The following is a 23271-nucleotide window of genomic DNA, read 5'->3' as shown; positions in this document are numbered from 1 at the left end:
GTAGTGCCTGCGGGGCGGTTTGTGGGAACTGTAAAATCCGGGGGGTGACGGGACGCCAGACGCAGGAGAATCAGGACGCAGCGACAATGCTCGCCACCGCATGGTCTGCGGTGAAGGACAACGACAGGACCGACCGGACGCTCACCGCACTGGCGGAGGCGTTCGCCGCCCGTGGCCACCGGCTCTACCTCGTCGGCGGCTCTGTCCGCGACGCGCTGCTCGGGCGCCTCACCGAGCACGACTTCGACCTGGACTTCACCACCGACGCACGGCCGGAGGCCGTCACCACGATCCTCGACGAGGTCGCCGAGACCGTCTGGGACACCGGCATCGAGTTCGGCACCGTGTCGGCGATGTTCCACGGCCTGATCGTCGAGATCACCACGTTCCGCGCCGACGCCTACGACGGGGCGTCACGCAATCCCGAGGTCACCTTCGGCGACACACTGGACGGCGACCTGGTGCGCCGCGACTTCCGCTGCAACGCCATCGCCCTCGAACTCTCCGCAGACGGCGGCCACGAGCTCCGCGACCCGCTGAACGGGCTCGACGACCTCGTCGCCGGAGTGCTCGACACCCCGGCCGCCCCCGAGCAGTCCTTCCACGATGATCCGCTGCGCATGCTCCGCGCCTGCCGCTTCGCCTCCCAGCTGGGGTTCACCGTGGCCGACCGGGTGCGCACCGCCATGACCGACATGGCCGACCAGATCGGTCGGATCACCGCTGAACGGGTCGCTGCCGAGCTGAACAAGCTCATGCTCGGTGCGGAGCCGTGGACGGGCCTGGACATGATGGTCGACACCGGGCTCGCCGACCACGTCCTGCCGGAACTGCCTGCCCTGAAACTCACCCAGGACGAGCACCGCCAGCACAAGGACGTCTACGCCCACTCACTCCAGGTCCTGCGTAACGCGACGGAGCTGGAGGGGCGCATGGGAGACGCCTCGGAGGTCTCGGACGCCGACCGGCTCGTGCTGCGGTGGGCCGCACTGATGCACGACATCGGCAAACCCGACACCCGCGAATTCACCGACTCCGGTGCGGTGACGTTCCACCACCACGAGGTGGTCGGTGCCCGGATGACCCGTCGGCGCCTCAAGGCGCTGAAGTACCCGAAACGGCAGATCCAGGACATCGGTCAACTGGTATTCCTGCACATGCGTTTCCACGGTTACGGTGACGGTGCATGGACCGATTCGGCGGTGCGGCGCTATGTCGCCGACGCCGGCGACCTCCTCCCCCAGCTGCAGGTCATCGTCCGTGCCGACTGCACCACCCGGAACAAGCGCAAGGCCGCCCGCCTGCAGCGCGCGGTCGAGGACCTCGACACCCGCATCGTCGAACTCAAGGAACAGGAGGATCTCGACGCCGTCCGGCCCGACCTGGACGGCAACGAGATCATGACCATCCTCGACCTGCCGCCCGGACCCGCGGTCGGCAAGGCGTGGGCGTTCCTCAAGGAGCTACGCCTGGACCGTGGCCCCATGGAACGGGACGAGGCGATCGCCGAACTGAAACGCTGGTGGGAGAACCAGACGTGAGCCCTTCCGCCACGGCGGAGTTCAGGAAAGGGATCCAGGACAGCTGGACCGTGGCCCTGGGGCTCATCCCCCTGGGGCTGGCTTTCGGACTCCTGGTCACCCAGACAGGTTTCGCCTGGTGGTGGACGCCGGTGTTCAGCATCGTGCTCTACGCCGGGTCCATGGAGTTCCTGGCGATCACCCTGGTCACCGGTGGTGTCGCGCCTCTTTCCGCTGCGCTGTACGGCTTCCTGGTGAACTTCCGCCACGTGTTCTACGGATTGAGTTACCCCGTGGAGGCGGTGACCTCGCCGGCGGCGAAGGCCTACGGCATCTATTCGCTGACGGACGAGACCTACGCGATCCTGTCCACGAAGCAGAAGTCCGTGTGGACACAGCCGCGGGTCATGGCGGTGCAGATGTTCTGCCAGTCCGCCTGGGTGGTCTTCGGCGTTGTCGGTGCCCTGGTCGGCTCCGCGCTGCCGTTGGATCTGGTGGGCCTGGACTTCGCGTTGACCGCGCTGTTCGTGGTGCTGGCGATCGAGGCGTTGGACGTCAGCCGGGATGTGTGGCTCCCCGTTGTCGCCGTCGTCGCAGGGGCGGTCGGTTATGCGGTGAGCCGGGAGCAGATGCTGCTGATCGGTCTCTCGCTGTACTTCGTGTACCTGGTGGGACGGTTCCTGTGGCCGCCGAGGTCACAGCGGCCACAGGGGCCACAGGGGCCACAGGGGCCACGGGGATCACACGGAAAGGGGTCCGGCGATGAGTAGCGGCCTTCCCGCCGGTGTGGACCTGACCAACACCCTGCTGATCCTCGGCGGGGTCGGCCTGGTGACCCTGCTACTGCGCGCCCTGCCATTCGCGGCGATGCGCTACTTCCGCGAGTCGGCCCTGGTCGCGTGGCTGGGGATCGCCATGCCCGCCGGTGTGATGACGGTGCTGGTGATGTACACCCTGGTCAGCTCCACGGAGAATCCCGGGGGTGTCGGCGCGGCCGTGATCGCTGTGGTGGCGACCGCGGCACTGCACCTGTGGCGTCGCTCAGCGACGATGTCGATCCTGTTCGGCACGGTGATCTACATGCTGCTGGTGAATCTGGTGTTCTGAGACGCTCCGGGAATCCTAGCTCGTGACGTCCTCGAGCTTCGGGGTGATCTGCTCCAGCGCCCACAGCACGGAGTCCGGGGAACCGAGAGAGAACGCCTGGGACAGGTCATCGTCGGCGACGATGGCGTGGCCCTCCTTCACAGCGCCGAGACTCTTCCACGGGCCCAGGTCCTCGAGCTCCTCCTGGCTGATGCCGATCGGGAAGCCCACGACGACATCCGCGTCGGCGGTGTCGAGGTTCTCGTCGGAGAGCTGCGTGAAGAAGGTGTCCGGCGTCTTCTCCACGTTGCCGGTTTCGGTGAATCCGAGCGAGGTCAGCAGGTCCATGCGACCGTCGCCCTCGAAGTACGCGGCCCAGCCTTCACCGTATTTCGAGACAACGGAGACCGTCTTCTCGGCCCACTCCGGATGGTCGTCCCGGACGCGCGCGATGGCGTCGTCGACCTCCTGGTTGATCTCGTCGCCCTCGGCGGATTCGCCGAGCGCCGTGGCGATCATGTCGACCTGGGTGTCCCTGGCCACGGTGTAGCCTTCGTCGCCCTCGGGGGCGGAGATCGTCGGCGCGATCGCGGACAGCTGGTCGTAGGTCTCCTGGTCGCTCGCGGACTTCACGTTGAGGATGAGGTCAGGTTCGAGCGCTGCGATCTTCTCGACGTCGACGTCCTGGTTGCCGCCGCCGGAGAGGATCTCGGGTGAGTCATCGTAGGTCTCCTCGTTCCAGGGGCTCACGCCGTCGCCGCCGAACTCGAGGAAGTCGCTGGCACCGACCGGTTGGACGCCCAGGTTGAGGGCGATGTCGGCGTCGCCCCAGCCCAGTGCGACGATCCGTGTGGGCTGTTCGGGGATCTCGATGTCGCCGAACGTGGTGGGCACCGACACGGGGAAGGTGTCGGTCGCGGTCGAGGTGGCGGCACCGGAAGCGCCGCCGTCCGTACCCCCGTCGTCGGAGGTGCAGGCGGCCAGTGCAATTCCCGTTGCCAGGGCGGTCGTGGCGGCGCCGATGCGCAGGAGTGAGCGTCTCATGGAGGTAAAGGTACCGTAACCTCGGTCCGGGGAACAGCGCCGCGGCGTCGCGGGTATTAGACTCGTCTGCCATGGGTACCCCGTCTTTTATTTCCGAGCTCCGCGACAAGGTCGGCCACGCACCACTGTGGTTGCCGGGAGTCACCGCTGTCGTGGTCCGGGACGTGGCGGCGGACGCGCCGGTGTTCGCCACGCCGGACGTCCTGCTGGTCAAGCGGGCAGACGACGGCCGTTGGACGCCGGTGTGCGGCATCATCGACCCGGGTGAGGAGGTCGCGGAGGCGGCTGTGCGCGAGGTCGCCGAAGAAACGGGCCTGACGGTCGAGGTTGACGCGCTGATCGGCACGGGTGCGGTCGGCCCGGTCACCTATCCCAACGGGGACGTGTGCAGTTTCATGGACACCACGGTGCGGTGCGTCCTCACCCCGGACAGTGCCGGTGAACCGCGGGTCAATGACGAGGAGTCCGTTGAGGTCGGATGGTTCCCGGTTGCCCAGCTGCCGGCGATGGACCCGAGGTTCCGGCTGGTCATCGCCGACTGTGTCGCGCAGCTGAAGCATCCGGCGGGCTTCCGGCCACGGATGGGGTACGTGAAGCGGTCTCGCCCGGTCGCCGGCGACATCCGCGGGATATAGTCCTTCCGACCATGGAACCAGCAGGGGACGCGCCGGGCCGTCAACGTGCACTTCCCCGTGATGTCGCAGAGGCCCTCGACCGGATCCTGGACGGGGCGGTGGCGGATGACCTGGAGTCCAGCGTCCTGGATTTCAAGGAGGATCCTGCCCACACCCCGACGCGTCGCCCGGACGAGAAGGCCGCCGACATGCTGGTCAAGACCGCGTGCTGCTTCGCCAACGGTTCGGCGGGACGGGGTTTCATCGTCTTCGGCATCGCCGACCGGACACCGGGGCCCGATGCCTTCAACGGCACCGACCGCGACCCGGCGGAGATCGCACACCTGATCTTCACCGGTACGCGCCCCCACCTGACGGTGGACGCCTGGGACGCCTACGCGCATGGCGCACGGATCATCGTGATACGCGTCCCGGCAGGGCTCGCGGTGCACACCGGGCCCGACGAGATCGTCCGGCACCGCGTCGGGGACGCCTGCCTCCCGCTCGAGGGCGAGCCGAAGGAACTCCTCGCACGGGCCCGCGGAAACCCCGATTACACGGCGGAGCCGTCGTCGGTACCTCTGCAGGACTATGACGTGGAGGCATTGGCCGCCGGCCGTGAACTGCTGGCCACGGCACAACGCGCCGGCACGCTGCCCAACGGCGACGGCAGCACCGGTACAGGCCTGCTGGCGAAACTGGACCTGCTGACCGACGGGGGTGCCCCGACCGTCGCGGCAGAACTCCTCTTCCACCGGGCGCCGGGGGCCCGGCACCTGTACCGGGCCGGCGACACGGAGTCGGCGCACCCGCCGACCGAGACACTCCTGGACCTGCCGTTGGTGCTGTCGGCGACATCGTTGCGTGACCTGGTCAGGGCACATGACGACTCCTCGATCCCGGCGGCCGCCGCCGACGAGGCGATCACCAACGCCCTGGTGCACCGGGACTGGTCACGTCCTGAGCCGGTGGTGGTCTTCCAGTCCCCCCAGATGATCCGGGTCCACTCCCCCGGCGGTCTGCCTGGCGGAAACACCGCCGACCGACTGTTGTCCGGCCCCTCGCAGCCACGTAACCCGGCTCTGCTCAACGCGATGCAGCTGTTGGGGCTGGAACGGTGGTCCTCCCGCGGTTTCGACCGGATGTGGTTGGCGATGTTGTCGGCGGGGTTCGAGCCGCCGGTCGTCGACGCGAAAGAGGACGCGGTGGATGTGACCCTGTTCAACGGTGAGCCGGACATGGAGTTCGTCTCGTTGCTGAGCGCCGTGCGTGCCGAGTACGGCCGCGGCGTGGCCCGCGACGCGGCGACACTGGTGGTGCTTCGTCATCTGATGGCCGCCGGGACCGTCGATCTCGAGCTGGCGGCCCTGCTGCAGCAGGCCGGCGAGGCGGACGCCCGGTCGCTGATGACGTGGCTCGCGCAGCGTGGGGTAGTGCAGCGTACCGCCCGACGTCGCGACGAGTGGCGGTTCTCCGACCGGGTGGCGGCACTGGTGCCGGGGAGTGCAGCGGAGTAGTGAGCCCGTAGGAACCGGTCGCCTACCAGGTGTTCTCCGGAGACTTCGCGGCGTAGGTGGCCGCACGTCCCGAGCAGATCATCAGCTGGATCTGGTGGAAGATCATCAAGGGCACGATGATCAGGCCCGCGCCACCGCTGAAGAGCACGGCCGCGATCGGTAGGCCGGACGCCAGGGACTTCTTCGTCCCGCAGAACTGGATCGCCACCTGGTCCTTGTAGTCGAAGCCGAGGCGTCGTCCGGTCCAGGAGGTCAACCACAGCATCGCGTAGACGCCGACCACGGAGCCGATGCAGATACCGACGATGGCGATCCAGGACACCGAACTCCACACGCCCATCACGATGCCCTCGGAGAACGCCACGTAGACGACCAGTCCGATCGAGATCTTGTCGACGTAGCCGGTGGGTTTCGCCCCGGCGATCGTCGCCACCCCGGGGACGTTGCGCATTACCTGGCCCAGGATGAACGGGGCGAGCAGCTGCAGGGCGATGTCGACGAAGACGGAGGTGTCGATGTGCAGCCCGCCGTCGGTGCCGCTCATCAGCAGAAGGACCAGCAGTGGCGTCACGAAGACGCCGATGAGATTCGACGCCGACGCACTGACGATCGCGCCGGGGATGTTGCCCCGGGCGATGGAGGTGAAGGCGACTGAGGACTGCACCGTGGACGGGACCAGGGTGAGGAAGAGGATCCCCTGGTAGAGGTCGTCGCCGATCGCACCCTTGAGTGGCATCAGGGCCAGGCCGACGAGGGGGAAGACCACGAAAGTGAACGCCAGGATCAGGAGGTGCAGACGCCAGTGCTTCAGTCCGTTGAGTGCCTCACGGGTGGACAGGCGGGCGCCGTAGAGAAAGAACAGCAGGCCGATCGCGATCTTCACGACCCAGTCCATGACGTCGGCCAAACCGTCGCGGGCAGGGAAGACGAGCGCGAGGACGACGCCGAGGACGATCAGCACGATGAGAAGATCGGGGCGGTATCCCACGATACGGTTAATAAAGTTCCTCATAGTGAGACACTATAGTTGATGATGTTCCTCAGTCCACGGCGAGTCCGAGAACAATGTGAGAATCTCGTCCCGGCCGGCGTAGGACGGTGCGGCGCCTCGGCCGCGTACCGCCAGGCTCCCCGCCGCGGACGCCAGGTGTGCCGCCGCGACGAGGTCCTCGCCTTCCGCCAGGGCGGCGGCGAGCGTCCCGCAGAACGCGTCGCCCGCGCCGGTGGTGTCGACGACGTTGTCCGCGGGCACCGGGCCGATGTCCGTGCGTCCTTCCGCGGTGACCAGGACCGCCCCCTGGGCGCCGAGGGTGATGAGCACGGACATCGCGACGCCGGCATCTACTGCGGCGACAGCGGCGTCGGCGACGGCGGTGGCGTCCGACGTCGTGCTGAAGACCTCCGCCGCCTCAGACTCGTTGAGGATCAGCGGATCCGCTGTGGCAAGCAGGGCAGGGTCCCGGGTGGTCACCGGAGCCAGATTCAGGACGAACCGGGCTCCGAGACGCTGCGCCAGCTGTGGCAGGGCCGCGGAGTGCTCCGGGGTGAGTTCGCCCTGGGCCAGCAGCACGGCGGCGGCGGTGTCGGTGGTGTCGTGGGTGATGCCGTCCTGTGTCGCCGGGACGGTGTACTCGTTGGCTCCGGAGGTGACCACGATGATGTTCTCCCCGTCCGGATCGTTCATGATGAACGCCTGACCGGTGGGGGCGTCCTGCGGCGCGCGAGCGACGGCGGACACGTCGACACCGTAGTCGGTCAGGGTGGTCAGCGCGGCGTCGCCGTCTGCGTCCGCACCGACCGTGGCCTGGAAGATGACCGTGCCGTCGAGGTAACGGGCCGCAGCCACTGCCTGGTTGGCTCCCTTGCCGCCCAGGGCTTTGCCGTTCGGCGAGGCGATCGTCGTCTCCCCCGCCGTCGGAAACCGGTCGACCCGCACGAAAGTGTCGACGTTCAACGACCCGCAGACCACGACGACCGGGGTGGACTGTGCAGGAACAGACGCGGCGCTCATGGTGCTTCAGCCTAGTCGGCGGTGGTACCGAGCTCCCACAGTGCTGAGACCGGCATGCCCCAGAGGCGGTCACCGAACGGAACAGGGTCCTGCGCCGTCGACAGGACGATCCCGGCGATGAACCGGTCCCCCAGTTTGTCCCGTAGAAACGCCAGATGACCGAAGTACGAGGACCGCAGAGTCGATGACGCCTTGACCTCGATGGCGATGATCCGGCCGTCGCTGAGTTCCACGAGACAATCCACCTCACGGTCATTGCTGTTCCGGTAGGAGTACAACCGGAAATCGGCGTTCGACCAGGACTGCTGGCGTCGTAGCTCTGCGGCGACGAACCCCTCGAGCAGTTGCCCGAAGTATTCGGAATTCGTCGCCAACTGACCCTGGGTCACCCCCGACAGGTGCATCGCCAGAGCACTGTCCGGCAGGAAGACCTTCGGACGCCCGATTTCACGCCGGGCGAGGTTCGCCGTCCACGGTGGAAGCTCGTCGATGAGGTAGAGGCTACGCAACAGTGAGATGTAGCTGGTGAGCGTACTTTCGGGGATGCTTGTCTGCTTCGAGAGACGGGCCCGGACGAGTTCGCCAGCCTGATTCGCTGCGAGGAGCCGGAGCACTGATGACACGCGAGCCGGGTCCGTCAGCCGCATCAGTTCGGCGATATCGCGGTTGACCAGGCTGGACACATAGGCGTCGAGCCAGACCGAACGCATCCTCTCGGGCAGGACCCGGAGTTCCGGGAAGCTGCCGGCCGCGAGGACGGAAGCGTAGCCGTTTCTGTCCGTTGTGCTGGGGTGGGGTATGGCACCGTCCACCACCGCCGAGACGAAATCCTCCGAGACACCGGCGAGTTCACCCTGACTGAAGCCGCCGAGGTTCACCGAGACGCTTCTGCCCGCAACTTCACCGTGGATTTGCAGGCACCTCCACCGTGGATTTGCAGGCAGTGAAATGCCAGCTCAGAATAGAAAATAGCAACGTGATACGAACTGCACCGTGGATTTGCAGGCACCACCACCGTGGATTTGCAGGCAGCTACCGGGGTCGCAGCGACGCACGCCGCCACAACCCGGGGGTCTGAGGCCCCAGAGTCTGTTTGCTCGGGCTCGTCTCTTCGGGGAGTTAGGGCTAACGGGAGTCGCGTGCGGCCGCGGCCCGGCGGGCGGCGTCGAGGTCCAGTTCGACAGGCGTGACGCTGTCGTGGCCGCCGCAGCCGCCGTCACAGTCTCCGCCGCAGGAGCTGTCGGACGATGACCCCGACGAGCAGCAGCCTGCCGCGGCCCGCTGCTGTTCAGCCTGCTGAGCCTTCGCATGGTCGATCTTCGCCAGTGTCTGTGCCGCCAGCGCGGCACCCATGCCGATCAGGAACAGCGCACCCACCACCAGCAGTCCGGAGACGATCCAGAGCCATCCGCCCTGGAGCCCGACGGCGCCGGCGGCGATGAGCGCGACGCCCGCTCCCGTCCAGGTCGGGCCGGCGATACGGTGGCCGGTGTCCCACATCTCCCGGTTCTTGCGCACCTCCGGGACACGCAGCCCCACCCACCTGTTCCCCGGCAGTTTCGCGGTGACGGCAAGCACACCGGTGACCAGCACGGCAGCGCCCAGGATGAACAGCAGGACAGAGAGAACGATCATGCACACCAGTCTATTACAATGGCTGGACATGACTAACCCTCGGAGCGAATCTGGCGAGTCCACGTCCCACCGCTACACCCCGGAACTCGCCGGCGACATCGAAAATCGCTGGCAGAGGTACTGGCGTGACAACGGCACCTTCAATGCGCCGAACCCCGTCGGCGACCTTGCAGACGCAGGCGCACCGGAGACGCCCGCCACCGACATCCCCGAGAAGCTCTTCGTCCAGGACATGTTCCCCTACCCCTCCGGCGTGGGACTGCATGTCGGACACCCGCTGGGGTACATCGCCACCGACGTCTACGCACGCTTCAACCGCATGCTGGGGCGCAACGTCCTGCACACCCTCGGCTACGACGCCTTCGGCCTGCCTGCCGAGCAGTACGCCGTGCAGACCGGCACGCACCCGCGCACCACCACCAGCGCCAACATCGAGAACATGGAACGTCAGCTGGGACGGCTGGGCCTGGGGCACGACCGCCGCCGCGTGATCGCCACCACCGACACCGACTTCTACCGCTGGACACAGTGGATCTTCCTGCAGATCTACAATTCCTGGTTCGACACCGAGGCGGAGAAGGCGCGCCCGATCAGTGAACTGGAGGCGAAGTTCGCGGCCGAACGTCCCGACTGGGCTGACCTGACGCCTGCCGAACAGCAGGCCGAGCTCGACGAACACCGGCTGGTGTACCGCTCGAACAGCACGGTCAACTGGTGCCCCGGTCTCGGCACCGTCCTGGCCAACGAGGAGGTCACCGCCGACGGACGCTCCGAGCGCGGCAACTTCCCCGTCTTCCGTAAGCGGCTGTCCCAGTGGATGATGCGGATCACCGCCTACTCCGACCGGTTGCTGGACGATCTCGAGGACCTCGACTGGCCCGAGAAGGTCAAGTCCATGCAGCGCAACTGGATCGGACGGTCCCGCGGCGCCGAGGTCGACTTCGCCAGCGACGCCGGCCCGATCCGGGTATTCACCACCCGCCCCGACACGCTGTTCGGAGCGTCCTACATGGTGCTCGCTCCGGAGCATGAACTTGTCGACGCACTGGTCACGGATCTGCCTTATGATGCCGACACCGACGAACGCTGGTCCTACGGCGAGGCCACACCGGCCGCCGCCGTGGCGTCCTACCGTGGGGCGATCGCGGCGAAGACCGACCTGGAACGGCAGGAGAACAAGGAGAAGACCGGCGTCTTCACCGGGGCGTACGCCACCAACCCCGTCAACGGCGCGCAGGTCCCCGTCTTCATCGCCGATTACGTGCTCACCGGGTACGGCACCGGCGCGATCATGGCGGTGCCGGGCCACGATGAACGCGACCACGAGTTCGCCACCGTCTTCGGACTGCCGGTCACCGAGGTCGTCTCCGGCGGGGACGCCCCGATCGCCGAGGCCGCCTACACCGGGGACGGCGTGCTGGTGAACTCTGCCAATGAACGGGGGCTCGACCTCAACGGCATGAACAAGGCCGATGCGATCGAGACCACCATCGCCTGGCTCGCTGAGCAGGGCGTCGGTGAAGAGAAGATCCAGTACAAGCTGCGTGACTGGCTCTTCGCCCGCCAGCGCTACTGGGGCGAACCCTTCCCGGTCGTCTACGACGCCGACGGAGTCGCCCACGCGCTGCCGGAATCCATGCTGCCTGTCGAACTCCCCGAGGTCGAGGACTACAGGCCCGTCAGCTTCGACCCGGACGACGCCTCCTCCGAGCCACAGCCTCCGCTGGCCAAGGCCAGGGAGTGGGTCGAGGTCACCCTCGATCTCGGCGACGGCGAGCGGACCTACTGGCGCGACACCAACGTCATGCCGCAGTGGGCCGGCTCCTCCTGGTACCAGCTGCGCTACATCGACCCGACGAACAGCGACGCGCTCGTCGACATCGAGAACGAACGGTACTGGACCGGGCCGCGTGAGGGCGCTCCCTCGGGCGGTGTGGACCTCTATGTCGGTGGTGTGGAGCACGCCGTGCTGCACCTGCTCTACAGCCGTTTCTGGCACAAGGTGCTCTTCGATCTCGGCCATGTGAGCTCCTACGAGCCCTACCACCGGCTCTACAACCAGGGCTACATCCAGGCCTACGCCTACACCGACTCACGCGGGGTCTACGTGCCTGCCGCCGATGTCGAGGAGAAGGACGGCACCTTCTACTACAACGGCGAGGAGGTCACCCAGGAGTACGGCAAGATGGGCAAGTCCCTGAAGAACGCCGTCTCCCCCGACGAGATCTGCGACAACTACGGCGCAGACACTCTGCGGGTGTACGAGATTTCGATGGGACCGCTGGACACCTCCCGCCCCTGGGCGACGAAGGACGTCGTCGGCGCCCAGCGCTTCCTGCAGCGCGCATGGCGGCTGGTCGTGGACGAGGCCACCGGTGAGCCGGCGGTGTCGGACGCGGAACTGAGTGACGACGATCAGCGTGCACTGCACCGTACCGTCGCGGGCGTGCATGACGACTACGCGCACCTGCGGGACAACACCGCCGTCGCCAAGCTCATCGAGTACGTCAACCACCTGACGAAGGCTCACGCGGGGGCGTCGGTGCCCCGTGGCGCTGTGGAGCCACTGGTGCTGATGATGGCACCGGTCGCTCCGCACATCGCGGAGGAGCTCTGGTCACGCCTGGGCCACGAGGGTTCTCTGGCCCACGCACCCTTCCCCACCTGGGAAGAGAAGTGGCTGGTCGACGACACTGTCGAGCTGCCCGTCCAGGTGATGGGCAAGGTGCGTGGCCGGGTGACCGTGGCTGTGGACGCGGCGCGTGAGGATGTTGAGGCCGCGGCGCTGGCGGAGCCGAACGTGGCGGCACATGTCGAGGGCAAGACCGTCGCGAAGATCATCGTGGTCCCCGGCAAGATGGTGAACATCGTCGCGAAATAGGCGAAACGGGTGGGGCTCCTCCCCCACCCGGCACGTGACGGTGCTCAGTGCCCGATGATCAGCGGGACCGGCAGCGTGGTGAAGATGATGAGGAAGAAGGGGATCAGCCACCACAGTGTGCCCATGAACGGCTGCCACCACTGGTAGCGGCGCCATTTGCGGAGTACGACGAGGCCGGCGACGATCGGGCCGAACATGGAGATCACTGTCGGGATGATCCGGGTGACGGCGGTGTCCCCCACCGTCTGGTCGAGCACGATCCAGGCGACGATGGTGACGACGGGGAAGGCGACCGCCAACTGCCAGGCCTGGCGCACGGACGTACGCCGGTCAAGGTCCTCGAGGCGGTCGAGAGGATCGGGATTCTCTGAACTGTTGGGCTGAGCGGACATGATGTCTCCGAGTCTAGCCCGTGTGCCCCGCTGGCCGGCTACCGCTGGACTCTAGACCGGGCTGACGAGAACCGGCGCAGGTGAGTGCGCGAGAAGCTGGTTGGTGGACGGGCCGATGAAGACCCGGTTGAAGGCACCGAGGACGGAGGACCCGACCACGAGGATCTCGCCCTTCTTCCAGTGCACGTCGTCCATCGCGCCGCTCCACCCGGGACCGGAGCCCACTTCGGTCTCCACACGCAGGTCCGGGTGACGCTCCTCGGCACGCTCCCTGCCGCGGGCGAGGATGTCGAGCGCCTGGCCGCGCCAGCGTTCATCCGCTTCGGCGGCATCGGGAAACGGTGTGAGGGTGGGGTACATTGACGCGCCGGTGGGGCTGAAGGCCACGAGTCGGAGGGGGACGCCCCAGCGCGAGGCCAGGTCCGCCGCTTTCCGGAGGGCCTGGTGGGACTGCTCGTTGTCGACGTAGGCACAGCTGACGCGGGTGACGCCGTGCTTCGACAATGTCGGTGTACGCGGCACGGTGACCACAGGCAGGGGTGCGCAGTGCAACAGTGCATCCGCGGTCGACCCGGCCCGGAAGCGTCCGACGGGGCCACCGGAGGTCCCGAAGCGGGAACCGACGACGATGAGGTCCGCGCCGAACTCCTCGGCTGACCGGATCAGCGCCGTCGTCTCCGAGTGACTGTGGAGCAGCTCGTCGCTGTCGTCGATCATCGAGTCCGGCACTCCGGCCTCGATGAGGGCGGTGCGGGCCGCAGCGTGGCAGGCGGCCGACTCCGCGGCCGCCCACTCCTCGAACCGTTGCACGGCGGCGGCGTCGGAGGCGTCGACACGGTCGACGCCCTCAGGCCAGATCCGCGGGATGACGGTCACCGGTTTAACGGTGATCTCGGCGGTCCTGGAGAGCCAGGAGACGAATGCCGCGGTGTCGGTACCGGTGTTGGTGTCAGCGCCGTCGGGATCCCCGTCGGGCCGCCAGGCCAGCAGCACTCGCAGCGGAGTCACCGGCTACTTCTCCCCCATGCGACGGGAGTCGAAGACCTCCATGCCGGCCTCCAGGGTCGGGATGAACTCCTCCACCTTCTCCAGCTGCTCCGGGTCGAGGACGGCGAGGATGTTCGCCATCTGCTTGTCACGTTCCTCGCCGATCCGGGTCAGTTCGGTCTTGCCGAGGTCCGTGAGCTTCACACGCACACCGCGACGGTCGCTCACGTCGCGGACGCGGGAGACCAGGCCCAGCGACTCAAGGTGGTTGATCGCGTTGGAGGCGGTGGGCATCCGGATCGACTCCAGATCGGCGATCTGGCTGATGCGCAGAGCACCGTGGGTCTGGAGGTTCATCATGATGGAGAGCTGCGCGGTACTGATGCTGGACTGCGTGGTCTGGCGGAAGTACAGGAGGTACATCCGGGTGACGACGGGCCGCAGGCGCTTCGCGACTTCAGACGGGGTAGCGGTCATGCCCACCAATCTACCGTGCTTTGCTCCTGAAAGGTATACTCGCACCACTTTTAGGCCAGTGAAGTTCCTTAACCTGGCAGGTCAGAGGGATATCACCGACCTACAATTGGGGTGATCAGGACCCCGAGGTGCCCGAGATGAAGGACTCGAGATCGGCACGGCCCTTGTCGTCCGGCTGCTGGATCCGGGGGGACTTCATCAGGTAGGTCGACGCGGGGTCGACGGGTCCTCCGATTCCACGGTCCTTGGCGATCTTCGCGGCACGTACGGCGTCGATGATGATACCGGCGGAGTTCGGGGAGTCCCAGACCTCGAGCTTGTACTCCAGGCTGATGGGCGCGTCGCCGAAGGCACGGCCTTCCAGGCGGATGAAGGCCCACTTACGGTCGTCGAGCCACTGCACGTAGTCGGAGGGGCCGATGTGGACGTTGCGGTCGTCGATCTTGCCCGACAGGGATCCGGTGAGGTTCGATGTCACGGCCTGGGTCTTGGAGACCTTCTTCGATTCGAGACGGTCGCGTTCCAGCATGTTCTTGAAGTCCATGTTGCCGCCCACGTTGAGCTGGTAGGTCCGGTCGACGGTCACGCCGCGCTCCTCGAAGAGCCGGGCGAGGACGCGGTGGGTGATGGTCGCGCCGACCTGGCTCTTGATGTCGTCGCCGACGACGGGGACCCCGGCGTTCTCGAACTTCTTCGCCCACTCCGGGTCGGAGGCGATGAAGACCGGGAGGGCGTTGACGAAGGCCACCCCGGCGTCGATGGCGCACTGGGCGTAGAACTTGTCGGCCTCCTCCGACCCCACCGGCAGGTACGACACGAGGACGTCGGCGCCGGTCTCCCGCAGGTGGGCGACGACCTCATCATGGGTGGCGTCGGGTTCGGTCGACTCCTCGATGGTCTCCCGGTAGTACCTGCCCAGGCCGTCGGCGGTGTGACCACGGCGGACGGTGATCCCCAACTCGGGGAGGTCGCAGATCTTGATGGTGCAGTTCTGGCCGGACTCCGTCGCGACGGAGACGTCCTTGCCGACCTTGTCGGCGTCGACGTCGTAGGCGGCGACGAGCTCGATGTCGCGTACGTGGTAGTCGCCGAACCGGACGTGCATGAGGCCGGGGACGGTGTCGTCGTCCGGGGTGTCCTTGTAGAACTCCAGGCCCTGGAGCAGTGAGGTGGCGCAGTTGCCGATGCCGGCGATGGCCAGCTTGATGGAGGTGTTGTCCTGTGAACTCATGGCTCCGGACGTTAGCCCTCCGTGAACTGAAAAACACGTCCTGACGTGGGGTGGAAAGCAACTTAACCGGTCAACGTCCGGTCTTGACCGATTCACCCGGGGCGGGAATCCGGATAGAATGGCCCGCATCATGTCGACCCCAGTGCAGCCCGTCCACACCGTCTCCCATGACCTGGACCGTCAGCGGACCCTGCGTGCGCTACGGCAGGGCGACCGGCGACGTTCCGACGTCTGTGACGCCGACCGCGGCCTGATGTCCTCGGCAGAGGTGCTGGGTTACCGTGTCGACCGCCCCTGCCCTGTCTGTGGCGCTTCGGATCTCCGGGAAAGCCTGTGGATCCACGGTGCGGCAATGGGGGAAAAATCGGGAACGGCGCGTAGTCTTTCGGAGATTGGCGCTATCCTCGCTACCCTGTTTCCTGACGGCGTCGGACGGTCTGCTACGGAACGTCCCGGCGCAGCCCCTGTCGGAGAATCCGGGAGCGGGGTGGCTGTCCACACGGTGGAGGTCTGCCTCCGCTGTGGATGGAACCATCTCATCAGGGAAGACATGTACGGTGCCGGTAGATCCAGTACGGAGAGAACAGCCACGTGACTAACGACTCGACCACCCCCAACGACTCCACGAAACGGCAGCGCACGCGCACGCGCAAGCCGGTGTGGCGTCGGCTCTTCGCCTCAGTGGCGGCAGTTCTGGCCGTGCTGATCGTGGTGCCGCTGGTGACGTTCTTCGCCGCCTACTCGGTGACCAAGGTTCCGCAGCCGGAGGAACTGGTCAACAACCAGATCTCCCAGATCTTCGCCAACGACGGCACCACCGAGCTGGCCCGTATCGTCCCGCCCGAGGGCAACCGGCAGAACGTCGACATCGAGGAGATCCCCGAGCATGTGCGCAACGCCGTCATCGCGGCGGAGGACCGGGACTTCTACGACAACCCCGGGTTCTCGATCACCGGTTTCGGACGTGCGGCCCTGGGGCAGCTCACCGGTGAGGACGCCGGCGGCGGATCGACCATCACCCAGCAGTACGTGAAGAACGCCGTCGTCGGTGACGAACGCAGCCTGGTCCGTAAGGGCAAGGAGCTGGTGATCTCGTCGAAGATGTCCCGTGAGTGGTCGAAAGACGAGATTCTCGAGGCCTACCTGAACACGATCTACTTCGGACGCAACGCCTACGGAATCTCCGCAGCCTCCCGCGCGTACTTCAACAAGCCGCTCCAGGAGCTGACTCCTGCCGAGGGTGCGGTGCTCGCCGCCTCGATCCAGCGGCCCAGCCAGCTCGACCCGTGGACCAACCGTCCCGAGGCCGAGCAGCGGTGGAACTACGTCTCCGACGGCCTGGTCGGCATGGGCACGATCAGCCAGCAGGAACGTGACGAGATGGTCTACCCGGAGGTCATTGATCCGGCACAGGTGGATTCAGGATCTGTGGCCGAGGGGACCAACGGCCTGATCAAGAGCCAGGTCCTCGCCGAGTTGAACGCCAACGGCATCACCGAGGAAGCCGTGAACACCGGTGGTCTGAAGATCACCACGACCATCGACGCCAACCACCAGCGGGCCATGGTGGAGAATGTCCACAATGCGATGGACGCCCAGGCGGACACGGTCCGGTCTGCCGGCGTGGCGATCGACCCCAAGACCGGTGGCGTCCGCGCCTACTACGGTGGCGACGATCCCACCGGGCTGGACTGGGCCAATGCCGGTCTCCAGACCGGCTCCACCTTCAAGATCTTCACGATGGCCGCGGCGGTCGAGCAGGGCATCCCGACCTCGACCCCCTACGACTCCTCCCCCGTCACCACCGGTGCGACCGAGGTGAACAACGTCGAGGGTGAGTCCTGTGGCACCTGTTCGATGGCCGAGGCGCTCAAGCGCTCGCTGAACACCTCCTTCATCCGCGTCGCCCGTGACCTCAACGGTGGTCCCCAGGACGTCGCCGACATGGCACACCGCCTCGGCGTCGCCGAGGAACTCCCGGGCATCGGCGAGACCCTGCGTGAGAACGGCGGCACCCCGTACGAGGGCATCACCCTCGGCCAGTACCAGTCCCGGCCGATCGACATGGCTTCCGCGCTGGCGACGCTGACCAACCAGGGCCGTTACATCCCCGCCCACTTCGTCTGGAAGGTCGAGACCTCCGAGGGCGAGATGCTGATGGACAACACGGGGATGGAATCCACCCAGGTCGTCCAGCCGGAGGTCGCCGACGAGGTGATCGCGGCCATGGGGCCGATCGCCGCCTACTCCAACGGCCACTCGTTGGCCGGCGGACGCCCGAGTGCTGCGAAGACCGGTACCGCCCAGTTGGGCGACACCGGGCAGAACAAGGACGCCTGGATGATCGGTTCCACCCCGCAGCTGGCGACCGCCGTGTGGATCGGAGACACCGACGGTCAGCCGCTGATGGACGGTCGGTACGGCGGTTCGATGTACGGTTCACAGTCGCCGTCGGACATCTGGCAGGGCTTCATGAACGAGGCACTCGTCAACGACGAGGTCGAGCAGTTCGCCAGTTCGGTTCCCGTCGTCCAGGACCCGCAGGCAGGAAACGCCTCCAGCAGCGGCTCCGCGGAGATGCAGGGTGGCGGTGCCGGCGGTGGCGCCGGTGGCGGCGCTGCCGGAGGAGGCGAGGACAGTGACAGCGGCGCGTCGAACGATGTCCCCGACACCGGGGCTGACACCGGTAACGGCACAGGGCAGAACCCCGACATCGGACGGATGATCGACGACTTCCTCAACAACCTCTGATCTGCGGCGGACATGTCCAGTACAGAGCTGCTGATCACGATGGGCAGCGTCTTCATCGGGTTCCTGCTGTTCGGCGGATCCTTCGCCAGTTTCATGGCGAAGCGTCGCCCTGCGGTGATCTGGGGTCTGTTCGGTGCGGCGATCGTCTTCATCACCGTGGTCCCCGTCGTCGTCGCCGTGTTCTGGGCGACGGCGGGGCCTGCGTCCGGATAACTTGGGTACACCGCGTCCGGCGTGTATCCTGATCAGGTTGCTGACGCAACGAACCCTCCTGCCGTAACCACTCCCGGATACGGCCGAAAAAACACTAGACCACAGGAGGTGATGAGGTCCGTGCGTCAATACGAGATGATGATTATCATCGACCCGTCACAGGATGAGCGCACCGTTTCCCCGTCCCTGGACAAGTTCCTGGAGACGGTCCGCAAGGACAACGGTACGGTCGACAAGGTTGACATCTGGGGCAAGCGTCGCCTGGAGTACCCGATCAACAAGCAGGACGAGGGCATCTACGCCGTCGTCGATCTGAACTGTGAGTCGGCCACCGTCCAGGAGCTCGACCGCGTTCTGAACCTGAACGACATCATCATGCGCACGAAGGTGCTGCGCAAGGACGCCAAGTAAGCGTCCTCGCGGCATCTGCATCAACGTCGAACCGACACTGACACCGACTGACAGGAGAAACTGACATGGCACAGGGAGACACCCCGATCACCGTCGTCGGAAATCTCGTCGCGGACCCCGAGCTGAGGTACACCCCCAGCGGTTCCGCCGTCGCGAACTTCCGTGTGGCGTCCACGCCGCGCCGGTTTGATTCCCAGTCGAATCAGTGGGTGGACGGCGAAGCACTGTTCCTCCAATGCAATGTGTGGCGGCAGGCGGCCGAGAACGTGGCGAACTCGCTCACCAAGGGTGACCGGGTGATTGTCACGGGTCGACTGCGGCAGCGCTCCTTCGAGACCCGTGAGGGCGAGAAGCGCACCGTGTTCGAGGTCGAGGCCGATGAGGTCGGCCCGTCCCTGAAGTACGCCACGACCCAGATCACCAAGACCCCCCGCCAGGGTGGGAACTTCGGTGGTCAGCAGGCCCCGCAGGGCGGCGGCCAGGCCGGTAACCAGGGAGGCTTCGGTGGTAACCGTGGCCAGGGTGGTTTCGGTGGTCAGCAGGGAAACCAGGGTGGTCAGCCCAACCAGGGTTACGGCGGTAACGCCGGTAACCAGGGTGGGTTCGGCGGGCGTAACGCCGCGCCGGACGATGACCCGTGGAACTCAGCTCCGCAGTCCGGTTTCGACGGCGGCGACGAACCGCCGTTCTGATCTGCCGTGTGAGTAACCCCCGGATCCCTCGGGATCTACCGAAACCATGAAAGGCTACGGATCATGAAGCTGATCCTCACCGCCGCCGTCGACAACCTCGGTGTCCCCGGTGACATCGTCGAGGTCAAGGCCGGCTACGGACGCAACTTCCTGCTGCCGCGCGGCTACGCCATCACCGCCACCCGTGGCGCTGAGCGTCAGGTGGAGAACATCCGCCGTGCCCAGCAGGACAAGGTCATTCGCGACCTCGACCACGCCCGCGAGGTCAAGGGCGAGATCGACCGCCTGAACAACGTCACGGTCTCCGTGCGCACCTCGGAGCAGGGCAAGCTGTTCGGCTCCGTCACTGCCGAGGACGTCGCCGCCGCCGTGAAGGCTGCCGGCGGTCGCGAGCTCGACAAGCGCACCATCGTCCTCAACCAGGGTGACGTCAAGGCGACCGGTTCCTACAATGTCGACGTGAAGCTGCACCCGCAGGTTGTCGCGTCGCTGAACTTCAAGGTCGTCGCAGAGAAGTAGTTCTCTCCTCGCCTCCCCCGTCGCAGGAACCCGCGACGGTTCTTCGGACACCCCCGGCCTAGACACCCGGGGTCCGGCCTAGACAACCGGTGTGTCCGCAGGCCGGGTATCCACGCGTCGGCGGCGAAGAACGCCACCATCTGTAAGACAACAGCATCGCCAGACAGGCCCGCCCCGGTCGTTCCGACCGGTCGGCGGGCCTGTGGCATTTCCGGGGGACGTGGGTTCCTGCACACCGTTGTGCACAGTGGCTCAACGCCCTGTGGACAGTTGTGGACAACTCGGGATAACTTTCTCTGATATGCGAGAATTATGCGCATATTTAGTTATGGCGTGACCTCGGATAACGCTGCACGGCCGTCATCTGGCCTGCGCGGACACAAGTTGTCCACGGCGGATTGCCGTTTATATTCTTCATCTTTACCCCTCTGACCTGGGAATTCGTCGATAACGGCAGGTCAGGGCATTCTCTGTCCACACGTTATCCACAAGTGGAACTGCGCAGATGCCGATTGGCGCACATTTCCTCCACAGTTCACCCACACGGCCTGTGGATAACTCCCGGGTGCGAGCGCCTCGAGTAAGGTTGTCCGGAGGCCGATGAAGTCCGAGGAGGGGGCTAGAATCATGGACATGAGCACACCGGAACGGGCACGCGACAGCTTCGCCGACGACATGGGGGACGCGCCCCTGCCGCCGGAGCCTGACCAGTGGGACAGCGGCGCTTTCGTGCCGGCTCAGCAGAACCCTCAGGGTGGTGCCGGCGGACGGGGAGGCTACAAGCGGCGGGACAACGCCACCGCTGCCGGAGGTGCATTCGCTGAACCGCGGCAGATGCCGCAGAACACCGAGGCTGAGATGGGCGTGCTCGGTGGCATGATGCTGAGCAAGGACGCCATCGCAGACGTCGTGGAACGCCTCCGTCCGGACGACTTCTACCGCCCGGCGCACCGGACGATCTACGAGACCATGCTCGAGCTCTACGGCGAGGGTATGGAGGTGGACCCGGTGATCCTCGCGGGGCGGTTGGACAACAACGCCATCCTCGACAGCGTGGGTGGGGCCCCGTACCTGCACGAGTTGTCCTCCAAGGTCCCGACCGCGGCCAACGCCGGCTACTACGCCGATCTCGTCGCCGAGAAGGCCGTCCTGCGTCGTCTGGTGTCCGCAGGGACCAGGATCGTGCAGTACGGCTACTCCGGCCTGGAGGGGAACGAACTTGAGAGCGTCGTCGACCGGGCGCAGCAGGAGATGTTCAACATCACCAACGAGTCTGCGTCGGAGGACTACATGGTCCTCCAGGACCTGCTGGAGTCCACCATGGACGAGCTGGACGCCCTCGAGAACGGTGACGGGCAGGGTGAGGGCGTTCTGACCGGGTTCAGCGAACTCGACGAGATGACCAACGGTCTGCGCGGCGGTCAGATGATCATCGTCGCCGCCCGTCCCGGCGTGGGCAAGTCCACGCTGGCCATGGACTTCATGCGTTCGGTGTCGGTCCAGCAGAACCGCGCCTCGGTGCTGTTCTCCCTGGAGATGAGTAAGTCGGAGGTGATGATGCGTGTCTTCTCCGCGGAAGCGGAGGTGCCGCTGTCGGTGATGCGTGGCGGCAAGATGGTCGATTCGCAGTGGGACAAACTGACCCAGCGGGTCACGGCCATCGAGAATGCGCCCATCTACATCGATGATTCGCCCAACCTGACGATGACGGAGATCCGCGCCAAGGCCCGACGGCTCAAGCAGAAGCACGATCTCGGTCTGATCGTCGTCGACTACCTGCAGCTGATGAGCTCGGGCAAGAAGGTGGAGTCGCGTCAGCAGGAGGTCTCCGAGTTCTCCCGTCAGCTGAAGCTCCTCGCCAAGGAGGTTGACGTGCCCCTGGTGGCGATCTCGCAGCTGAACCGTGGTGTGGAGTCTCGTGGTGACGACGCCCTCCCGCGTGTGTCGGACCTGCGTGAGTCCGGTTCCCTGGAGCAGGACGCCGACATCGTCCTGCTCATCAACCGCCCGGACGCCCAGAACCGGGACCATGAGCGTGCCGGGGAGGCCGACCTGATCCTGGCCAAGCACCGTGGCGGACCCATCGGCACGGTCCAGGTCGCCCACCAGCTGCACTACTCGAAGTTCTCGGACCTCAGCAGGGGAGTGTGACTACTCCTCGAACTGTTCGGCCAGGGTGGCGAGGATCCCGCGGAGGTCGGCAGCCTGCTCGTCGCTGAGCACGTCGAACATCATGCGGCGCACCGAGGTCACGTGGGAGGGTGCCGCATCCCGGATGGTCTCGAGACCGTGGTCGGTGAGCACGACGAAAGCTCCACGGCCGTCGGAGTTGCAGGTCTCCTTGCCGAGGAGTCCCCGGTTCATCATGCGGGTGATCTGGTGAGACAGGCGGGAACGGTCCCAGGTGAGCCGGTCGGCGAGCACCGCCATACGCATCCTGTGCCCGTCAGCCTCGGAGAGGTTCACGAGGACCTCGTAGTCGGGCATGGACAGGCCGGTGTCGCGCTGGAGGTCCCGTGCCAGGGCGGAGTCCATGCGCCGGGCCACGGACAGCCAGGATCGCCAGAGGCACTGTTCGGACTCGGTGAGCCAGGGGGTCGTCTTGCCGTTCGTCATGTTTCCCATTCAACCACAGTAATGAGGTAGTTGACACATCAACTACCCGCGTCTACTCTGGCTCCCGTATCGCACCACACCAAGGAGAACATCATCATGAGCAGCATCAACGACTACAGCGGCACCTACACCATCGACCCGGCACACTCCGAGATCGGCTTCACCGCGCGCCACGCCATGGTCACCAGGGTCCGTGGATCCTTCACTGACTTCACCGGATCAGCCTCCACCGGCAACGGCCTGGAGAATGCGTCGATCACCGTGGAGATCCAGGCAGGATCCATCGACACCAGGAACGCCGACCGTGACGGCCACGTGAAGTCGGCCGACTTCTTCGACGTCGAGACGTACCCCATGATCACCTTCGCCTCGACCGAGGTCCGTGCCGACGGCGATGACACCCTGGTCGTCACCGGCGACCTGACCATCAAGGACGTCACCAGGTCGGTCACCATCGAGTTCGAGTTCGACGGGGAGGTCACCGACCCCTGGGGCAACAGCCGCATCGGTTTCGAGGGCTCCACGGAGATCAACCGCACGGACTTCGGGCTGACGTGGAACGCTCCGCTGAAGAGCGACGGCGTGCTGGTGTCGGAGAAGATCAAGCTCAACTTCGATATTTCGGCGACGAAGAACGCCTGACCACCTGACTATTCCGGTCAGGTGTTCTAGCA

Annotated in this window: 24 protein-coding genes; 14 read left to right on the top strand and 10 right to left on the bottom strand. The window is 66.0% G+C overall.

The window, feature by feature from the left end; genetic code table 11:
* Window positions 1-86 precede the first annotated feature (86 nt).
* From FS507_RS07395 to FS507_RS07385, 3 genes are read left to right on the top strand one after another with little or no spacing between them, the layout of a single operon-like run.
* Window positions 87-1541, top strand: coding sequence for a CCA tRNA nucleotidyltransferase (locus tag FS507_RS07395; RefSeq protein WP_145942243.1), 1455 nt, complete (start codon window positions 87-89; stop codon window positions 1539-1541).
* A complete protein-coding gene (locus tag FS507_RS07390; protein WP_145942152.1) occupies window positions 1538-2290 on the top strand; it encodes an AzlC family ABC transporter permease in 753 nt (250 codons plus the stop codon). The genes FS507_RS07395 and FS507_RS07390 overlap by 4 nt, the downstream gene beginning before the upstream one ends.
* The gene (locus FS507_RS07385; RefSeq protein WP_145942151.1) at window positions 2283-2627 is read left to right on the top strand and encodes a branched-chain amino acid transporter permease; all 345 of its coding nucleotides are present in this window, start codon (window positions 2283-2285) and stop codon (window positions 2625-2627) included. The genes FS507_RS07390 and FS507_RS07385 overlap by 8 nt, the downstream gene beginning before the upstream one ends.
* Before the next feature lie 15 nt (window positions 2628-2642).
* Here FS507_RS07385 and FS507_RS07380 read toward each other — a convergent pair whose 3' ends face one another.
* Entirely contained in the window at window positions 2643-3650 is a 1008-nt protein-coding gene (locus FS507_RS07380) for an iron-siderophore ABC transporter substrate-binding protein (RefSeq protein ID WP_145942150.1), read from the bottom strand.
* A 71-nt stretch (window positions 3651-3721) separates the two neighbouring features.
* Between FS507_RS07380 and FS507_RS07375 the strand changes: the two genes are divergently transcribed.
* Window positions 3722-4285: an NUDIX hydrolase gene (locus tag FS507_RS07375; RefSeq protein ID WP_145942149.1), complete on the top strand. Its 564-nt coding sequence runs from the start codon at window positions 3722-3724 to the stop codon at window positions 4283-4285.
* 11 nt (window positions 4286-4296) lie between these two features.
* A complete protein-coding gene (locus tag FS507_RS07370; RefSeq protein WP_145942148.1) occupies window positions 4297-5781 on the top strand; it encodes an RNA-binding domain-containing protein in 1485 nt (494 codons plus the stop codon).
* A gap of 22 nt (window positions 5782-5803) precedes the next feature.
* Here the strand turns inward: FS507_RS07370 and FS507_RS07365 are convergent, their stop codons facing one another.
* The 4 genes from FS507_RS07365 to FS507_RS07350 form a co-directional block, all read right to left on the bottom strand.
* A complete protein-coding gene (locus FS507_RS07365) occupies window positions 5804-6793 on the bottom strand; it encodes a bile acid:sodium symporter family protein (RefSeq protein ID WP_145942147.1) in 990 nt (329 codons plus the stop codon).
* Window positions 6794-6802: 9 nt separating this feature from the next.
* Window positions 6803-7792 (bottom strand): ribokinase, encoded by a 990-nt coding sequence (locus tag FS507_RS07360; protein WP_145942146.1) that lies wholly within the window; start codon window positions 7790-7792, stop codon window positions 6803-6805.
* An 11-nt stretch (window positions 7793-7803) separates the two neighbouring features.
* Window positions 7804-8670, bottom strand: coding sequence for an ATP-binding protein (locus FS507_RS07355; RefSeq protein ID WP_145942145.1), 867 nt, complete (start codon window positions 8668-8670; stop codon window positions 7804-7806).
* A 247-nt stretch (window positions 8671-8917) separates the two neighbouring features.
* Window positions 8918-9427 carry an SdpI family protein gene (locus FS507_RS07350; protein ID WP_145942144.1) on the bottom strand — a complete coding sequence of 170 codons (510 nt, stop codon included), beginning with the start codon at window positions 9425-9427 and terminating at the stop codon, window positions 8918-8920.
* Window positions 9428-9455: 28 nt separating this feature from the next.
* Between FS507_RS07350 and leuS the strand changes: the two genes are divergently transcribed.
* The gene (gene leuS, locus FS507_RS07345) at window positions 9456-12308 is read left to right on the top strand and encodes a leucine--tRNA ligase (protein WP_145942143.1); all 2853 of its coding nucleotides are present in this window, start codon (window positions 9456-9458) and stop codon (window positions 12306-12308) included.
* A gap of 44 nt (window positions 12309-12352) precedes the next feature.
* Here the strand turns inward: leuS and FS507_RS07340 are convergent, their stop codons facing one another.
* The 4 genes from FS507_RS07340 to FS507_RS07325 all read right to left on the bottom strand — a co-directional run bounded on the left by FS507_RS07340 (window position 12353) and on the right by FS507_RS07325 (window position 15395).
* Window positions 12353-12700, bottom strand: coding sequence for a hypothetical protein (locus FS507_RS07340; RefSeq protein WP_145942142.1), 348 nt, complete (start codon window positions 12698-12700; stop codon window positions 12353-12355).
* 51 nt (window positions 12701-12751) lie between these two features.
* Window positions 12752-13708, bottom strand: coding sequence for a universal stress protein (locus tag FS507_RS07335; protein ID WP_145942141.1), 957 nt, complete (start codon window positions 13706-13708; stop codon window positions 12752-12754).
* A gap of 3 nt (window positions 13709-13711) precedes the next feature.
* Window positions 13712-14164 carry a MarR family winged helix-turn-helix transcriptional regulator gene (locus FS507_RS07330; protein WP_075812012.1) on the bottom strand — a complete coding sequence of 151 codons (453 nt, stop codon included), beginning with the start codon at window positions 14162-14164 and terminating at the stop codon, window positions 13712-13714.
* A gap of 115 nt (window positions 14165-14279) precedes the next feature.
* Window positions 14280-15395 carry an inositol-3-phosphate synthase gene (locus FS507_RS07325; RefSeq protein WP_145942140.1) on the bottom strand — a complete coding sequence of 372 codons (1116 nt, stop codon included), beginning with the start codon at window positions 15393-15395 and terminating at the stop codon, window positions 14280-14282.
* A gap of 130 nt (window positions 15396-15525) precedes the next feature.
* Here FS507_RS07325 and FS507_RS07320 point away from each other — a divergent pair, with 130 nt between their 5' ends.
* The 7 genes from FS507_RS07320 to dnaB all read left to right on the top strand — a co-directional run bounded on the left by FS507_RS07320 (window position 15526) and on the right by dnaB (window position 22132).
* Window positions 15526-15990: a DUF5318 family protein gene (locus FS507_RS07320; RefSeq protein ID WP_145942139.1), complete on the top strand. Its 465-nt coding sequence runs from the start codon at window positions 15526-15528 to the stop codon at window positions 15988-15990.
* Window positions 15987-18146, top strand: coding sequence for a transglycosylase domain-containing protein (locus tag FS507_RS07315; RefSeq protein ID WP_186314596.1), 2160 nt, complete (start codon window positions 15987-15989; stop codon window positions 18144-18146). Before FS507_RS07320 ends, FS507_RS07315 begins: the two co-directional genes overlap by 4 nt.
* A gap of 12 nt (window positions 18147-18158) precedes the next feature.
* Window positions 18159-18359 (top strand): hypothetical protein, encoded by a 201-nt coding sequence (locus FS507_RS07310; protein ID WP_145942137.1) that lies wholly within the window; start codon window positions 18159-18161, stop codon window positions 18357-18359.
* 111 nt (window positions 18360-18470) lie between these two features.
* Window positions 18471-18770 carry a 30S ribosomal protein S6 gene (gene rpsF / locus FS507_RS07305; protein WP_038550660.1) on the top strand — a complete coding sequence of 100 codons (300 nt, stop codon included), beginning with the start codon at window positions 18471-18473 and terminating at the stop codon, window positions 18768-18770.
* 65 nt (window positions 18771-18835) lie between these two features.
* A complete protein-coding gene (locus FS507_RS07300) occupies window positions 18836-19462 on the top strand; it encodes a single-stranded DNA-binding protein (RefSeq protein WP_145942136.1) in 627 nt (208 codons plus the stop codon).
* A gap of 63 nt (window positions 19463-19525) precedes the next feature.
* Window positions 19526-19981, top strand: coding sequence for a 50S ribosomal protein L9 (gene rplI / locus FS507_RS07295; RefSeq protein ID WP_145942135.1), 456 nt, complete (start codon window positions 19526-19528; stop codon window positions 19979-19981).
* Between the two features lie 633 nt (window positions 19982-20614).
* Entirely contained in the window at window positions 20615-22132 is a 1518-nt protein-coding gene (gene dnaB / locus FS507_RS07290; protein WP_145942134.1) for a replicative DNA helicase, read from the top strand.
* On the opposite strand, the gene FS507_RS07285 is transcribed toward dnaB, so the two are convergent.
* On the bottom strand, window positions 22133-22606 hold the full coding sequence (locus tag FS507_RS07285; protein ID WP_145942133.1) for a MarR family winged helix-turn-helix transcriptional regulator: 474 nt from the start codon (window positions 22604-22606) through the stop codon (window positions 22133-22135). It abuts the gene before it with no gap.
* An 87-nt stretch (window positions 22607-22693) separates the two neighbouring features.
* Here FS507_RS07285 and FS507_RS07280 point away from each other — a divergent pair, with 87 nt between their 5' ends.
* A complete protein-coding gene (locus FS507_RS07280; RefSeq protein ID WP_145942132.1) occupies window positions 22694-23239 on the top strand; it encodes a YceI family protein in 546 nt (181 codons plus the stop codon).
* The last annotated feature ends 32 nt before the right edge of the window (window positions 23240-23271 follow it).

Origin of the sequence: Corynebacterium glyciniphilum AJ 3170 (assembly GCF_007673095.1) — a bacterium.
In the GTDB taxonomy this organism is placed as follows: Bacteria; Actinomycetota; Actinomycetes; order Mycobacteriales; family Mycobacteriaceae; genus Corynebacterium.
This window is presented reverse-complemented; position numbering and strand designations above follow the sequence as displayed.

Bases quoted from the DNA above. Each gene is read 5' to 3' on its own strand.
- FS507_RS07320 (WP_145942139.1), top strand. From the start codon at position 15,526: ATGTCGACCCCAGTGCAGCCCGTCCACACCGTCTCCCATGACCTGGAC.
- leuS (WP_145942143.1), top strand. From the start codon at position 9,456: ATGACTAACCCTCGGAGCGAATCTGGCGAGTCCACGTCCCACCGCTAC.
- FS507_RS07360 (WP_145942146.1), bottom strand. From the start codon at position 7,792: ATGAGCGCCGCGTCTGTTCCTGCACAGTCCACCCCGGTCGTCGTGGTC.
- rplI (WP_145942135.1), top strand. From the start codon at position 19,526: ATGAAGCTGATCCTCACCGCCGCCGTCGACAACCTCGGTGTCCCCGGT.
- FS507_RS07280 (WP_145942132.1), top strand. From the start codon at position 22,694: ATGAGCAGCATCAACGACTACAGCGGCACCTACACCATCGACCCGGCA.
- FS507_RS07375 (WP_145942149.1), top strand. From the start codon at position 3,722: ATGGGTACCCCGTCTTTTATTTCCGAGCTCCGCGACAAGGTCGGCCAC.
- FS507_RS07340 (WP_145942142.1), bottom strand. From the start codon at position 12,700: ATGTCCGCTCAGCCCAACAGTTCAGAGAATCCCGATCCTCTCGACCGC.
- rpsF (WP_038550660.1), top strand. From the start codon at position 18,471: ATGAGGTCCGTGCGTCAATACGAGATGATGATTATCATCGACCCGTCA.
- FS507_RS07380 (WP_145942150.1), bottom strand. From the start codon at position 3,650: ATGAGACGCTCACTCCTGCGCATCGGCGCCGCCACGACCGCCCTGGCA.
- FS507_RS07325 (WP_145942140.1), bottom strand. From the start codon at position 15,395: ATGAGTTCACAGGACAACACCTCCATCAAGCTGGCCATCGCCGGCATC.
- FS507_RS07395 (WP_145942243.1), top strand. From the start codon at position 87: ATGCTCGCCACCGCATGGTCTGCGGTGAAGGACAACGACAGGACCGAC.
- FS507_RS07285 (WP_145942133.1), bottom strand. From the start codon at position 22,606: ATGGGAAACATGACGAACGGCAAGACGACCCCCTGGCTCACCGAGTCC.
- FS507_RS07300 (WP_145942136.1), top strand. From the start codon at position 18,836: ATGGCACAGGGAGACACCCCGATCACCGTCGTCGGAAATCTCGTCGCG.
- FS507_RS07365 (WP_145942147.1), bottom strand. From the start codon at position 6,793: ATGAGGAACTTTATTAACCGTATCGTGGGATACCGCCCCGATCTTCTC.
- FS507_RS07310 (WP_145942137.1), top strand. From the start codon at position 18,159: ATGTCCAGTACAGAGCTGCTGATCACGATGGGCAGCGTCTTCATCGGG.
- FS507_RS07330 (WP_075812012.1), bottom strand. From the start codon at position 14,164: ATGACCGCTACCCCGTCTGAAGTCGCGAAGCGCCTGCGGCCCGTCGTC.
- FS507_RS07350 (WP_145942144.1), bottom strand. From the start codon at position 9,427: ATGATCGTTCTCTCTGTCCTGCTGTTCATCCTGGGCGCTGCCGTGCTG.
- FS507_RS07370 (WP_145942148.1), top strand. From the start codon at position 4,297: ATGGAACCAGCAGGGGACGCGCCGGGCCGTCAACGTGCACTTCCCCGT.
- FS507_RS07385 (WP_145942151.1), top strand. From the start codon at position 2,283: ATGAGTAGCGGCCTTCCCGCCGGTGTGGACCTGACCAACACCCTGCTG.
- dnaB (WP_145942134.1), top strand. From the start codon at position 20,615: ATGAGCACACCGGAACGGGCACGCGACAGCTTCGCCGACGACATGGGG.